Source organism: Jiangella ureilytica, from assembly GCF_004348545.1.
Taxonomy (GTDB): domain Bacteria; phylum Actinomycetota; class Actinomycetes; order Jiangellales; family Jiangellaceae; genus Jiangella; species Jiangella ureilytica.
In genome coordinates, this window is the sequence record NZ_SMKL01000025.1 from 66,951 (window position 1) to 80,735 (window position 13,785).

Genomic DNA, 13,785 nt, shown 5'->3' on the forward strand with positions numbered 1-13,785 from the left:
GAAACCAATTCAGCTGCGGTGTTCCTGGATGTTACGGTGCGATACCCACAAACCGTAACCCACACACGTCACACTGGTCGCGGCCAAGGTTGCCGAACGGCTCGGCAAAGATCGACGAAACGGCAGCGCGCGCACCCCGCCAGGACGACGATGGACCCGAGCGCGACCTTCATCCGGGCCGCATCCGCATGCCCGTATCCGGGATGGGTATGTGTGCGAGGGGTGTTGTGCCGCAGGGAGGGTGGGTCGAATGGCTGCAGGGGACATTCACACGGTGCCGCGTGGTGATCGCTGGGCCAATGTCTTCGAGGACGGCGAGCGGCTGATCGTCAGCGCCGGCACCAAGGAGACGGCAGCGCGCATGGGCCGCGAGCTGGCCCGCCTCCGCGGCGTCCGCCACGTCATCCACGAGCGCGACGAGCCGACGCCGAGCAGCGCGCGCAGCCACGACCTCGTCCACGGCTAGGACAGCCGGGTCGGCTGAGACGGCGCCGACGCGCGCCCGGCGTCGTCGGGCCGCAGCGCGCCGATGATCAGGCCGAGACCGAACTCGAACTCGGCGTCGCCGTCGTGGTCCGGCCTGCCGGCGTAGGCGGCGGCCACCTCGGTGAGGTGCGGGTAGTCGCCGGCCGGGAGCTCGCGCAGCAGGCCGTCGACGATCACGTCGAGCTCGGCGGCCGTGGTGAACGGCAGGCTCAGCTCCTGCAGGACGAACCCGTAGACGTAGCTGTCGATGAGTGAGAAGGCGCGGGCGGCCCGGACGGGGGAGAAGCCGCCGGCCCGGAGCGCGCCCAGGACGGCGTCGTGGTGGCGGAGGGTCGACGGCCCGGGCGTGCTGCGGGAGTCCATGAGGCCGACGGCCCACGGGTGCCGCCGCAGTGCCGCCCGGGCCGAGGCGGCTCGCCCGCGCATCGCCGCCGCCCAGGGGCTGCCGGTGTGGCGCCGGCACGTCGGCGACCCGGTCCTGGCCAGCAACCTGACCCGGCGGGTCGACTTCGCGCTGTTCATGATCGAGGCGCTCACCGACGACTCGCTGATCCACGAGGCGCCGGCCATCGTCGGGCGTCTCACCCCCAGCGTCCAGGGCGCCACGGCGACCTAGGGTGTGTCTCCCAAGTCTCGGCCGTAGCGAGCGGCGTCCAGGCGGCGCCTCGCTGCGTTCTCGTCGGTCGTCATAGAACCCCGCTATGACTCCCTCCTCGGCCTTGCGAGGCATCCGCCTGGACGCCGGTCGCTACGGCCGAGACTTGGGAGACACACCCTAGGCGAGCAGCCGCCGGGCCGTGTGCTGGTCCGTCACCAGCACGTCGATCCAGCCGCCGCGGATCGCCCCGCGAATGGCGTCGACCTTGAGCGGCCCGCCGCCCACGCCGATGCGCCGCGGCACCTGCCGCAGCGCATCGGCGCTGATGCCGAGCACCCGGTCGTGCAGGCCGGAGTGAACGGGGGCGCCGTCGGCGTCGAAGAAGTTCAGGCACACGTCGCCCACGGCGCCACCGGCGGACAGCGCCTCCAGGTCTTGCGCCGGGAACGCCGGCCCCGACGGTCGCCGCAGCGGGGAGGTGCTCATGCTGCCGATGCCGAGCAGCACGGTCGTCAGCGACTCCCACGCCGCGACGGCGCGCGCGATGTGCGGGTCGGCCAGCAGTCCGTCGCGCACCTCCAGCGACGCGACGACGCCGGGTGCCACCAGGTAGACGGGCTCGGCGCCGGTGAGCTCGGCCAGCCGGTCGGTGAGCCGGGTCGCCTGCACCTGCACGGCCGGGTTGCCGATGGCGCCGAGGATCTGCACCACCACCTCGGCGGAGCGGGCCGGCACCGGCGCCATGGCCTCGACGACGGCGAGCAGCGAGAGCGACCGCGACGAGATGCCGATGCGGTCGCCGGGCAGCAGGGTGCTCTCGACGTAGGCCGCGCCGGCCGCGCCGACGGCCCCCAGCACCGACGCCTCGTCGTCGGACTGGGTGCCCGCGATGACGACGTCGCGCAGGCCGTACCGCTCGCGCAGCGCGTACTCCAGCTCGGCGAACACCCCCGGCGGGGTGACGACGACGGTGCGGACGACGCCGAGGCTGACGGCCTCTTTGAGCAGCCGCGACACCTTCGACTGGGTGACGTGCAGCCGGGTCGCGATGTCCGGCTGGCGCAGCCCCTCGACGTGGTACATGTGGGCTACCTTGAACAACAGGGCGAGTCGCTCGGACGGGATGCTCGGCACCGCGGCGACTCTACCGACGACGGCGGACTCGATCACTTGAGCGCTCCGGCCGTCATGCCGGCGATGAAGTACCGCTGCAGGAACAGGTACGTGATGATGACCGGCAGGCAGGTCAGCGTGACGGCGGCCGCGATGGCGGCGCGGTCGGTGTTGTACTCGCCGACGAAGAACATGATCCCCGACGCCACCGGCCGCAGGTTCTCGTGCTGGCCGTAGAGCAGCGGGATGAGGAACGCGTTCCAGGTGAACATGAACTGGAACACCGCCAGCGACAGGATGCCGGGCCGGGCCAGCGGCAGCATGACGTGCCAGAACACCCGCAGCTCGCTGGCGCCGTCGACCCGCGCCGCGTCGCGCAGCTCCGCGGGCAGGGTGAGGAAGAACGCCCGCATGAGGAAGATGCCGAACGGCAGCCCGAGCGCCAGGCTGGGCACGATGATGCCCCAGTAGCTGCCCAGCAGCCCGAGGTCGCGCACCACGTAGTACTGCGGAATCATGATCGACTGGAACGGCACCATGACGCCCAGCAGGATCAGCACGAACAGCAGGCCGGTGATCCGCGTGCGCACCAGCGTCAGTGCGTACGCCGCCATCGACGCCAGCAGCAGCACCAGCGGCACCACGAACGCCACGTACAGGAACGTGTTGCCGAGGTAGGCGCCGAACCGGCCGGTGACGAACGCGTTGACGTAGTTGTCCCAGTTCAGCTCCGTGGGCAGGCCGAACGGGTCGCGGCCGATGTCGGCGGAGGTGCGCAGCGACGAGATCCAGATCCACACGAACGGGCCGACGAAGACCAGCGCGGCACCGATCAGACCCACGTAGCGCAGCGCGGTCCAGCCGCCGCGGCGGGGCTTCCCGGGCGGCGACGGCGTCAGCCTCCCGTCCGCGGGCGGTCCGGTGAGTGTCGGGACGGCCATGGTCACACCTCGCTCGTTCGCTCGCGCAGCCGCACGAAGACGACGGTCACGATCAGGCAGATCACGGTCAGCACCACCGACAGCGCGGCGCCGTAGCCGACCTGGTTGTCGGCGAACGCGTTCTGGTACGTGTAGGTCGCGATCAGCTGGGTGCTGTTCTGCGGCCCGCCGCGCGTCATCACCCACACCATGTCGAAGGCCTGGAAGTTGTGGATGAGCAGCAGCGACGTCACCAGAGTGACGGCGTGCGACAGCTGCGGCACGATGACGTGGCGGAACCGCTGGACCGCGTTGGCGCCGTCGACCTTCGCCGCGTCGAGCAGCTCCGCCGACACGTTGTTCAGCGCCGCGGAGAAGATCACGAACGACAGCCCGATCGACGCCCACACCGAGGCGGCCAGGATCGCGTACACCGCGATGTCGGGCTCGCCGAGCCAGCCGCGCTGCAGACCGTCCAGCCCCACGGCGTCGAGGATGCGGTTGAGCGCGCCGAAGCTCGGGTGGTAGATCCAGCCCCACACGATGCCGACCACCACGGTGGGCAGCACCTGCGGCATGAAGTACAGCGTCCGGAACACGGCGAACCCGCGACCGGCGCCCCAGGCCAGCAGCGCCAGCCCCAGCGACAGCGCCAGCGACGCCGCCGTCCCGAGGCCGACCCAGATCAGCGTGTTGCGCACGCTGGTCCGGAAGATCCGGTCGCCCACCAGGTCGGCGTAGTTGGCCAGCCCGACGAACGTCTTGACCGGGTTCACGCCGTCCCACTCGTGCAGCGACAGCCAGACCGACTGCACGAGCGGGACGAGCACGAACACCAGGTACAGCAGGATCGCCGGAGCGAGGAACACCGCCGCGAGCCGGGCGGCCGGGCTCCACCGCCACGGCGACCAGGCACGGCGCCGGGACTGCGCGCCGGCGGCCGGTCGCCGCGGGGCGGGCGGGGCCGCCGGCGGCGCGGCGGTCCTGCTCACAAGCCCTCCTCCCACGCCGCCTGCAGGTCGTCGGCCTGCTGCTGCGGCGTCTTGTCGCCGGCGATGATCGCCTGGAAGCCCTCGGTCATCATGTTGAGGAACGGCGCCGCGGCCAGGCCGTGGTTGACCTGGTAGCCGAGGTTCTGCTCCGGGTCGCCGTCGCCCGAGGCGGCGGTGGCGATGCGCTGCTGCAGCTCGTTGGTGTCGTAGTCGGAGGAGTCGAACTGCACGGGCGGCACCAGCTGCGCCTGCTCGACCCAGATGGTCAGCGCGTCGTCGCTGAACACGTACTCGAGGAAGTCCCGTGCCACCTCGGGCTCCTGGGCGTTGGCCGAGAGCCAGAACGCGCCGCCGCTGCCGGCGGAGTAGACGCGGTGCTCGCCGTCGAGCGACGGCAGCGGCATCATGCCGAGCTCGCGGTCCGGCAGTGCCTCCGCATGCGTCCCCGTCGCCCACGAGCCGTTGACCAGCAGGAACGCCTGCTCGCCGGTCCACAGGTCGGTGGCGTCCTGCGCCTTGAGCGCGTTGACGTTCTCGCCGAAGACGCCGGCCTGGTGCCAGTCGACGAACACGGTCTGGATGGCGGCCACCATCTCGGGGCTGTTCCAGGCGCCCTCGTTCTCGTAGACCAGCCTGCCCAGCGCGTCGCTCTGCATGATGTTGCAGGCGACCTGCGAGAACAGCCAGAACGAGGTGTAGAAGTCGCCCTGTCCGTAGGCGACCGGCACGATTCCCAGTCCCTTCGCAGTCTCGGTCAGCGCGAGGAGGTCGTCGGCGGACTCGGGGACGGCGAGGCCGTGCTGGTCGAGCAGCGACTTGTTGTACCACCAGCCGCTGACCTCGGACTCGTTCGGCAGGCCGTAGAGGACGCCGTCGAACGTGGCCTCGCGCAGCGCGAACGGGGCGATCGACGACGTCCAGCCGGCCTCCTCCGCGATGTCGTCGAGCGGCGCCAGCAGCCCGGCGTCGACGAGGATGCCGGCGTTGCCCTTGCCGACGGAGTAGTAGACCAGGTCGGGCCCGTCGCCGGAGGCCATGGCCGTCTTCGCCAGCGCGGTGAGCTGGTCGTACTGGACGATGTTGCGGTCGACGGTGACGCCGTCGTTGGCCGCCGAGAACGCGTCGTTGATCGCGTTGAACGAGGTGTTCACGGGCTCGGTGGTGAACGAGTCCCAGACGGACAGCGTCGACTCGCCTTCGGCCGCCTGCTCCTGCCGGCCGAAGCCGCAGCCGCTGAGGGCGAGGCCGAGGCCGCCGGCGACGGTGGCGCCGAGGAACGAGCGCCGCGAGAGGTGGGTGCTGGTCATGGGGAGTCTCCCTTGACTCGACGGGGTCGGGTGGCTTCGTGGGGCGCCGGATCAGGCGCGGGTGGGGAGGTGCAGGGACTCCGCGACGCGCCGGACACCGAGCTCCGGACTCGTCAGGACGGGGACGCCGCCGGTGTCCAGGCCCGCGGCCGCACCGGCCATGGACGCCTGGGCGAGGACGACGACGTCGTGACGTGCGGTCTGCGCGAGGACGGCCGCGGCGACGAGGGAGTCGTGTGTCGCGCGGTCGCCCGAGCTCACGGCCGCGAAAGCGCCTTCGGCCAGGGCCTCGGTGAGGTCGAGCTCCACGCCCCGGAGCGCGGCCCGCTCGCGCAGCAGCGCGGCGGTCGGGGCGAGGGTGGTCGGCAGGGTCGCGACGACGGCGACGGACCGGCCTGCCTCGACGGCGCGGTCGGCCATGGCCTCGTCGATCCGCAGCACCGGGATGCCGAGCTCCTGCTGGAGCGCCCCGGCGAAGCCCGAGATCGACGAGCACGAGAACACGAGCACCTCGGAGCCGGCGGCCACCGCCGTCCGCCCGAGCGCGCCCAGCCGGCCGGCGACGTCGCGGCCCTCGGGGTCGGCGCCGAGGTCCGCGACGATCTTGTCGTCCAGCAGGTGCTGGACCTCGACGCCGGGCAGGTGGGTGGCCGCCAGCTCGGCGAACACCGGGATCACGACGGCCCCGGTGTGCAGGAACGAGATCCGCGTCATGGCTGCTTCCTCCGGAAGTGGGTGAGCTGGGGTCAGTGCAGGAGCGGGAGCCAGACGGACATCTCGCCGGGGCCGCGGTTCCCCCAGACGGCGTACGGGACGAGCGTGACGTCGAGCGGCGCCGGAGCGGCGTCGCCGAGGTCGGCGAAGAGCCGTCCGTCCGGTACGGAGACCGGGAGCGTCGCGGCCCGGCCCTCGAGCAGCACGTGCCCGGTGAACTGCCCGTCGCCGGCCCGCTCGGTCAGCTCGACGGTCCGGGGCAGGTAGACGGTCTCGATGCCGGTGCCGGCGGGCAGGTCGGCGGTCTCGACGCAGTAGACGACGGGTCCGCGGACGACGGCGACCTGGTTGGTCGCCTCCTCCACGAAGTGGTGCGCCGCGACCAGCCGGGGCCGGATCGGGAGCTCGACCACGATGGTGTTCGCGGTCCACGTCCGGTCGGCGACCGCGTAGCCGTTCTCGACGGCGTCGGCGGGCTCGCCGTCGACGGTCACGCGGGCGCCGGGCGCCCAGCCGGGGATGCGGACCCGGATCGCGCCGCTCACGGGCGCCGCCGCGCGGACGTCGATGCGCACCGTCCCCTCGGCGGGGTACTGCGTGGTCTGCTCGACGCTGACGTCGACGCCGGCGAGCCGCGCCGCGACGGTGCCGGCCACGTACTGGTGCACCCACAGGTCGCGCTCGCCCTGCGAAGCGACGTAGTAGGGCAGCTCGGCGATGAACCGGGCCACGTTCGGCGGGCAGCAGAAGCACGCCGTCATGAACTCCTGGCGCACTCGCTGCTCCGACGGCGGCGGCGTGCTGTCCGTGGGGTTGCCGGCCCGGCGCAGCGCGTACGGCAGCGCGCGGACCTGGCGCAGCGGGTTGGTGTAGAAGTACGTCTTGCCGTCGAGGCCGATCATGGCCGGCAGCGCGTTGTAGAGGACGCGCTCGATCTCGTCGGCGTACTTGGCGTCGCCGGTCAGCGCGAGCATCCGCCAGGCCCACATGACGAGGCCCAGCGACGCGCACGACTCGTTGTACGCCGTCGTCTGCGGCAGCTGGTAGGCGCGGCCGTAGGCCTGGTGCACGCGCGTGACCGACCAGAAGTCCTGCGCGCCGTCCGGGGACGCGCCGTCGTAGAGCGCGCCGCAGCCGCCGGTCAGGTAGAGCTTGGTGCCGATGAGGTCGTCCCACATCGCCTCGAGCGCCGTGCGCATCTGCGGGTCGCCGGTCTCGAGCACGTAGTCGGCCATGCCGGCGTACAGGTAGTTGGCCCGGACGGAGTGGCCGACGGCCTTGCGCTGGTCGCGGACCGGCAGCACGTCCTGGTTGTCGTCGCTGCCCTCGCGGCCCTTGCCGCCGTGCAGGTCCAGCAGCGCGCCCGCCAGCTCGAGGTACTGCCGCTCGCCGGTGGCGCGGTAGACCTCGACCAGGCCCATGTAGTGCGACGGGCAGATGTTGCAGTCGGCCAGCGTCGCCGGGTCGGCGTCCAGCACCGACTTCAGGTAGCCGGCCACGTTCGTCGCCAGCGTCAGGTACGCGTCGTCGCCGGTCATCCTGTGGTGGACGCAGGCCAGCGTCATGAGGTGGCCGAAGTTGTAGGTCTCGAAGTCCATCCGCCGCTGGAGCGGGCGCAGGTCGCCGCCGGTGCGCTCGGAGATGGTGGTCTTCGTGTGGACGTACCCGTCGTCCTGCTGGGCGGCCGCGATCGCCTTCGCGGCCCGGCGGATCCAGTCCGAGAACGGCGACTCGCCGCCGGCCTCGCCGTCGGCCACGACCGCCGCCTCGAGCCACTTGTAGAAGTCGCCGTCCATGAACGGCGGGCCGACGTGCGTGCCCTCGACCTCGCCGGCTGCCACGAGGAAGTTCTCGTAGGCGTGGGCGACGTCCGCGTCGAACATGATCTCGCCCATGGTCGGGATCGTGACGGCGAGCGCCTGGCCGCGCAGCCGCGCGAGCGGGCCGCCGCCGGTGATCGAGGCCGACCGCGGCCGGAGCGAGGTCATCGTCGCGAAGGGACTGCTGCTGGTGTCGGTGAGCATCCGTGTCCTTCAGAGTCGTCGGGGCCGGGCGGTGCGGACGTCGTCGAACAGGTCGTCGTGGCCCTGCTGGCCGCCCTTGAGGACGACCTCCACGGGCCGGGCGTAGGGGGCGCCGCTCGCGTGGCAGAGGGCGACGTTGCCCCACGGCAGCGCGGTCACCGCCAGGGCGTCGACGCCGAGCCGGCGCAGCACGTTGCCGGAGGTGTCGCCGCCGCAGACGACGAGCCGGGTGCGCGGGTCGCGGGCGAGGCAGGCGGCGCCGATGCGGGCCAGCCGCCCCTCGATCTCGGTACTCGTCGCGGTGCCCGGGCCTGGCCGGGTGGTGTGCACGACGACGCCGGCGCCCTCGGCGTGGCGGGCGACGGCCTCGTCGCCGGCGCCGGGCGCGAGCAGGTGGACGCTGGCCCAGCCGGCCCGCTCAGCCGCCGCCACCTGGGCGGCCGTGCGCGGCGAGCCGCTGCCGCTGAGCACCAGCGTGGGACCGGGCGACGGGGCCGCGGCGGCGGGCGGCGGCGGCGCCGTGCGGCCGAGCGCCCGGCCGATGCCGAGGCTCAGCCCGCCGGCGCCCAGCACGAAGGACTGCCGGTCGCCGCCGGCCGGTGCGAGCACGGCGCGGCCGATCAGCTCGAGGTGCTCGTCGGTGAACCCGTCGCAGACGACGGCGGCGGCGTCGGTCTCGCGCCAGGCGCGGGCGACGGCGTCCGCTCCGCCCGCGTAGGCGGTCCAGTGCAGCGATCCGATCGGCAGCGTCGTCTGCGCGCCGAGGTGCCGGGCGAGGTCGGCCTCCGTCATCGGCGTCACCGGGTGCCGCGACATCGTCGGCTGCCGGTCCAGCCGGTGGACCCGCTCGCCGTCACGGGCGAAGTGGTGGCCGAAGAACGTGTAGCGGCCGAAGTCGGGCTGGGCGAACAGTGCCGGGACGGTGGCCGGGCCGAACACGTCGCGGGCGATCTCGACGACGCGGCCCAGGCTGCCCACGGCGGGCGAGGAGTCCGCCGTCGAGCAGGCCTTGTACTGGACGACGGACACGCGCAGGTCGCGCAGCAGCTCCAGCGCGGGCCGCACCTCGGCCTCCAGGTCCGCCGCCGGCAGCGACCGCGCGACGCCCGCGATGCCGACGACGTCCGGGTCGCCGCCCAGCGCGCCCTTGACGCCGTCGGGCGACGTCACCAACACGCCGTCGCACCCGGCCCGGCGGAACTGGACCAGCGCGTCGACCGAGCCGGTGAAGTCGTCGCCGTAGAACCCGGCGGCCGTCATGGCCGGGCCCCGAACTGCTCCAGCGACGCCGCCAGCGCCAGCGAGCGCTCGGCCCGGGTCGCCAGCGCCTCGCCGGTCACCGCGGCGTCCCACGCGTCGCGCATCGCCGTGACGCCCGCGCCGGAGCCGCCCGGGTGCGCGTGGATGCCGCCGCCGGCCAGCACGAGCAGGTCGCCGGGGTCGCCGACCTGCGCGTACGTGATGTCCGCGATGGCCGGCGTCTGGCCCGACGAGAGCACCGGCACCACGTGGTAGCCGCCCAGCAGGGGAGTGCGAACGTCGGTGATGGACGCGACGACCTCGGCGTCGGTCTCGTAGAACTTGTTCGCGATGCCGTTGGTGTGCAGGTGGTCGACGCCGACGAGCCGGGCCAGCTTCTGGAACACCCGGAACGCGATGCCCAGCTGCGGCGACCGGGCGAACGCGCCGAACATCGCCCGGTGCCCGTGGATGGGCAGCTCGGCCCGCTCGCGCAGGTACTGCACGCCGGCGAAGCCGACGGAGTTGACGACGATCATGACGCAGGTGCCGCCGGCGGCCCGGACGACGTCGTGGTTGCGGGCGAGGTTCGAGATGTCGTCGGTGATGTTGAACGCGTACATCGGCATGACGCCGGTGCGGTCGGCGGTCCGCTTGAGCACGTCCATGACGACGCTGACCCGCTCGGCCAGCGGGAATCCCGGCGGGTTGCCCTGCAGCTCGTCGTCCTTGATGAAGTCGATGCCGGCCAGCGCGAGCTCCTCGACCAGCCCGGCGAGCTCGTCGGGGCCGAGGCCGATGCTCGGCTTCACGATGGTGCCGATGAGCGGGCCGGTGGCGCCGTCCTTGCCCACCAGTCGCCTGGTGCCGCCGACGCCGAAGGCCGGGCCCGCGTAGACGGTGCCGAACACGTCCGGCACGTCGAGGTCGACCAGCCGCAGTTCGCCCAGCTCACGCAGCTCGAACAGGTTGCCGGCGACGGCGGCGAGCAGGTTGGGCAGCGACGGGCCGAAGTTGACGACGGGGAACTCGACGGCGATGCGGGCGCGGCGGGCGGCGGACCAGTCGCCGACGGCACCGGGGAGCGGCGGGCGGCCGCTCAGCGGCAGCTCCTCGACCGACAGGACGGTGGCAGCGTGCCGCGCCTTCAGCTCGCTGGTCTCGCGGGCGACGGCGACGAACGTGCCGCTGGACTGCTCGCCGGCGATGACGGCGGCGGCCTGCTCCAGCGGGAGCGCGGTCGCGATCTCGTACGTCGCGATGACGTTCACCGTCACACTGCCTCCATTGGCAAGTCGCCGCTCAGATGGTGCATATCTATGCGCCACCGCATGTTCGTGCAGCGACCATACAGTCGTCCCGGGGGCCGCGCAAGTGGTCAGACCAAAGGGGTAGGTTCGCTCTCGTGACCCCCGTCATCGACCTCGACGCGCTGCGCGCCGCGGTGGGATCCGCGCAGGTCAGCGAGCGCATCGCCGACCGCGCGCGGATGGCCCACGACGCCTCGCACTACCTGCTCACGCCGGCCGCGGTGGTGACGCCGTCGTCCGTGCCCGAGGTGGCCGCGCTGCTCGCGACCGCGCACCGCGACGGCGTCCCGCTGACGTTCCGCTCCGGCGGCACCAGCCTCTCCGGGCAGGCCGGTACCGACGCCGTCCTCGTCGACACCCGGCGGCATTTCGGCGGCGTGACGGTGCTCGACGACGGTGCCCGCGTGCGGGCCGAGCCGGGCGCCGTCGTGCGCCGGGTCAACGCCGCGCTGGCCCCGTACCGCCGCCGGCTCGGGCCCGATCCCGCCAGCGAGGCCGCCTGCACCGTCGGCGGCGTGGTCGCGAACAACTCCTCCGGCATGACCAGCTCCACGACGGCGACGGCGTACCGCACGCTGGCCGGCATCGAGCTGGTGCTGCCCAGCGGCACCCATCTCGACACCGCCGCGCCCGGCGCCGACGGGCGGCTGGCGGCCCTGGAGCCGGCGCTGCACGCGGGGCTGGCGCGGCTGCGCGACCGGCTGCGCGCCGACACGGTGCTGCGCGGACGCATCGAGCACCAGTTCTCGATGAAGAACACCATGGGCTACGGGCTCAACGCGTTCCTCGACCACGACAGCCCGGCCGACATCCTCGCCCACCTGGTGGTCGGCTCCGAGGGGACGCTGGCGTTCGTGGCGTCGGCGACGTTCGACACGCTGCCGGTGCTGCCGCACATCGCGACCGCGCTGCTGGTGTTCGACGGCATCGACGCCGCCGTCGAGGCGCTGCCCATGCTGGTCGCGGCCGGAGCGGGCGCCGTCGAGCTGATGGACGCGACGTCGCTGCGGGTGGCCGCCGCCGACCCCGGGGCGCCGGCGGTCATCCGGTCGCTGCCCATCGAGCAGCAGACGGCGCTGCTGGTCGAGGTGGCCGCCGCGTCCCCGCCCGAGCTGGCGGTGCTGGCGGCCTCGGTGGGCGCCGTGGTCGACCGGCTGCCGCTGAACGTGCCGGGCGGGCTCTCGTCCGACGTGCGCGAGCGGGCCGCGGCCTGGCACGTGCGCAAGGGCCTGTACGCGACGGTGGCCGGGGCACGGCCGCAGGGGACCACGGCGCTGCTCGAGGACATCGTCGTGCCGCCGCCCGCGCTGAGCGGGGCGGTGCGCGACCTGCAGGCGCTGTTCGACCGGTACGCCTACGGCGACGCCGTCATCTTCGGGCACGCCCGCGACGCGAACCTGCACTTCATGATCACGCCGCGGCTCGACGACCCGGCTGAGCTGTCGGCCTATGCGGCCTTCACCGAGGACCTCGTCGACCTCGTGCTCGGCGCCGACGGCTCGCTCAAGGCCGAGCACGGCACCGGGCGCATCATGGCGCCGTACGTCCGCCGCCAGTACGGCGACGAGCTGTACGCCGTCATGCGCGAGGTGAAGGCGCTGTGCGACCCGCGCGGCGTGCTGGCGCCCGGCGTCGTCCTCGACGAGGACCCGCAGGCGCACCTGCGCCACCTCAAGACCGTGCCACCGGTCGACCCCGCCCTCGACACCTGCGTCGACTGCGGCTACTGCGAGCCGGTCTGCCCGTCGCGCGGGGTCACGACGACGCCGCGGCAGCGGATCGCGCTGCTGCGCGAGATCGCGGTGGCGCCGCCGTCCGTGCGGGCGGAGCTGGAGAAGGAGTACGAGTATCTGGCGGTGCAGACGTGCGCGGCCGACTCGCTGTGCGTCACGGCGTGCCCGGTGAAGATCGACACCGGGCAGGCGATGAAGGCGCGTCGTGCCTCGTCTCTCGGGCCCGTGGCGCAGAAGGCGGGGACGGCGGCGGCCCGGCACTGGGGGGCGGGCGTGCGCGCGGCCCGGACCGGGCTGCGGGTCGCGTCGGCGCTGCCCGGTCCCGTGGTGTCAGGGGCGTCGTCGCTGGCCAGGGCCGTGCTGGGGACGGAGTGGATCCCCGCCGCCGACGGATCGCTGCCGGGGCCGGGGCGGCCGCGGCCGTCGATGCCGGTGGGCGCCGGTCCGTCGTCGGCGGCCGAAGTGGTGTTCTTCCCGGCCTGCATCGGAGCGCTGTTCGCACCCGAGGGCGGGGGAGAGGGCGCGACGGCGGCGTTCCTGGCGCTGGCGCGGCGGGCCGGTGTGGCGGTGGCCATCGCCTCGCGGACTCCCTCTCTGTGCTGCGGCACACCGTGGTCGTCGAAGGGGTTGAAGGCCGGCGCCGCGGTCATGGCGCAGCAGGTGTTCGACGCGCTCTGGCCGCTGACCGCCGACGGCGACCTGCCGGTCGTCGCCGACGCGTCGTCGTGCTCGCACGGGCTGGCCGGGCTGGCGTCGCTGCTGCCGGCGCCCGACGCGGCGCGGTGGTCACGGGTGACGGTGGTCGACGTGGTCTCGTTCGTGCGGTCGGCGGTGCTGCCGCGGCTGGGGCCGGTGGCGGCCGACCGGCTGCTCGACCGCGTCGTGCTGCACCCGACCTGCGCGAGCGTGCACCTCGGCGAGGTCGACGACCTCGTGGCGCTCGGGAGCGCCGTCGCCCGCGAGGCCGTCGTGCCCTCGAACTGGGGGTGTTGCGGCTTCGCCGGCGACCGCGGGCTGCTGCACCCCGAGCTCACCCGGGGCGCCACGGAGGCCGAGGCCGCCACCGTCGCCGCCGTGGGGGAGGCCGACCAGTACGCCTCCTGCAACCGCACCTGCGAGCTGGGCATGACCCGCGCCACCGGCAAGCCCTACCGCCACGTCCTCGAACTGCTCGAGGAGGCCACCCGCCCCGCCCCGGAATGACGCTTCTATGTCAAGCGGCTGGCTGGTGGCAGGTCAGCGGTGGGATGTCGCGGCGGAGCGTGCGGTGGATGACGTCGGTGAGGTGGCGTTTGAGCACGCGCATGGCGCCGCGTTTGCCTTTGTTGTCGAGGTGTTTGGCGATCAGG

11 protein-coding genes and 1 pseudogene are annotated in these 13,785 nt (G+C 73.2%); 3 read left to right on the top strand and 9 right to left on the bottom strand.

Going from position 1 to position 13,785, the window contains the following annotated elements:
• Window positions 1-250: 250 nt before the first annotated feature.
• A complete protein-coding gene (locus E1212_RS13210) occupies window positions 251-466 on the top strand; it encodes a DUF2188 domain-containing protein (protein ID WP_131983123.1) in 216 nt (71 codons plus the stop codon).
• Here the strand turns inward: E1212_RS13210 and E1212_RS13215 are convergent.
• Entirely contained in the window at window positions 463-1,008 is a 546-nt protein-coding gene (locus E1212_RS13215) for a TetR/AcrR family transcriptional regulator C-terminal domain-containing protein (RefSeq protein ID WP_420814371.1), read from the bottom strand. The genes E1212_RS13210 and E1212_RS13215 overlap by 4 nt on opposite strands.
• Here E1212_RS13215 and E1212_RS30000 point away from each other — a divergent pair.
• A pseudogene (locus E1212_RS30000) lies at window positions 920-1,102 on the top strand (NAD(P)-dependent oxidoreductase); the annotation flags it as partial. The gene E1212_RS13215 and the pseudogene E1212_RS30000 overlap by 89 nt on opposite strands.
• Window positions 1,103-1,261: 159 nt before the next feature.
• On the opposite strand, the gene E1212_RS13220 reads toward E1212_RS30000, so the two are convergent.
• From E1212_RS13220 to E1212_RS13255, 8 genes are read right to left on the bottom strand one after another with little or no spacing between them, the layout of a single operon-like run.
• Entirely contained in the window at window positions 1,262-2,218 is a 957-nt protein-coding gene (locus tag E1212_RS13220; RefSeq protein ID WP_203416820.1) for a sugar-binding transcriptional regulator, read from the bottom strand.
• 32 nt (window positions 2,219-2,250) lie between these two features.
• The gene (locus tag E1212_RS13225) at window positions 2,251-3,138 is read right to left on the bottom strand and encodes a carbohydrate ABC transporter permease (protein ID WP_131983125.1); all 888 of its coding nucleotides are present in this window, start codon (window positions 3,136-3,138) and stop codon (window positions 2,251-2,253) included.
• Window positions 3,139-3,140: 2 nt separating this feature from the next.
• On the bottom strand, window positions 3,141-4,109 hold the full coding sequence (locus E1212_RS13230; protein WP_131983127.1) for a carbohydrate ABC transporter permease: 969 nt from the start codon (window positions 4,107-4,109) through the stop codon (window positions 3,141-3,143).
• Complete coding sequence (locus E1212_RS13235) at window positions 4,106-5,416, bottom strand: ABC transporter substrate-binding protein (protein WP_131983129.1); 1,311 nt, start codon at window positions 5,414-5,416, stop codon at window positions 4,106-4,108. The genes E1212_RS13230 and E1212_RS13235 overlap by 4 nt, the downstream gene beginning before the upstream one ends.
• Window positions 5,417-5,467: 51 nt before the next feature.
• Entirely contained in the window at window positions 5,468-6,130 is a 663-nt protein-coding gene (locus tag E1212_RS13240) for an aspartate/glutamate racemase family protein (protein ID WP_131983131.1), read from the bottom strand.
• A 32-nt stretch (window positions 6,131-6,162) separates the two neighbouring features.
• Window positions 6,163-8,154, bottom strand: a complete 1,992-nt coding sequence (locus E1212_RS13245) for a glycoside hydrolase family 127 protein (RefSeq protein ID WP_131983133.1) — start codon at window positions 8,152-8,154, stop codon at window positions 6,163-6,165.
• Between the two features lie 9 nt (window positions 8,155-8,163).
• Window positions 8,164-9,414 carry a four-carbon acid sugar kinase family protein gene (locus E1212_RS13250; protein ID WP_131983135.1) on the bottom strand — a complete coding sequence of 417 codons (1,251 nt, stop codon included), beginning with the start codon at window positions 9,412-9,414 and terminating at the stop codon, window positions 8,164-8,166.
• Window positions 9,411-10,670: a RuBisCO large subunit C-terminal-like domain-containing protein gene (locus E1212_RS13255; RefSeq protein ID WP_203416821.1), complete on the bottom strand. Its 1,260-nt coding sequence runs from the start codon at window positions 10,668-10,670 to the stop codon at window positions 9,411-9,413. Before E1212_RS13255 ends, E1212_RS13250 begins: the two co-directional genes overlap by 4 nt.
• Window positions 10,671-10,798: 128 nt before the next feature.
• Here E1212_RS13255 and E1212_RS13260 point away from each other — a divergent pair, with 128 nt between their 5' ends.
• Entirely contained in the window at window positions 10,799-13,639 is a 2,841-nt protein-coding gene (locus E1212_RS13260; RefSeq protein WP_203416822.1) for an FAD-binding and (Fe-S)-binding domain-containing protein, read from the top strand.
• The last annotated feature ends 146 nt before the right edge of the window (window positions 13,640-13,785 follow it).

Coding starts and splice junctions, on each gene's coding strand:
- E1212_RS13210 (WP_131983123.1), top strand. CDS start 251: ATGGCTGCAGGGGACATTCACACGGTGCCGCGTGGTGATCGCTGGGCC.
- E1212_RS13215 (WP_420814371.1), bottom strand. CDS start 1,008: ATGAACAGCGCGAAGTCGACCCGCCGGGTCAGGTTGCTGGCCAGGACC.
- E1212_RS13225 (WP_131983125.1), bottom strand. CDS start 3,138: ATGGCCGTCCCGACACTCACCGGACCGCCCGCGGACGGGAGGCTGACG.
- E1212_RS13235 (WP_131983129.1), bottom strand. CDS start 5,416: ATGACCAGCACCCACCTCTCGCGGCGCTCGTTCCTCGGCGCCACCGTC.
- E1212_RS13240 (WP_131983131.1), bottom strand. CDS start 6,130: ATGACGCGGATCTCGTTCCTGCACACCGGGGCCGTCGTGATCCCGGTG.
- E1212_RS13245 (WP_131983133.1), bottom strand. CDS start 8,154: ATGCTCACCGACACCAGCAGCAGTCCCTTCGCGACGATGACCTCGCTC.
- E1212_RS13250 (WP_131983135.1), bottom strand. CDS start 9,414: ATGACGGCCGCCGGGTTCTACGGCGACGACTTCACCGGCTCGGTCGAC.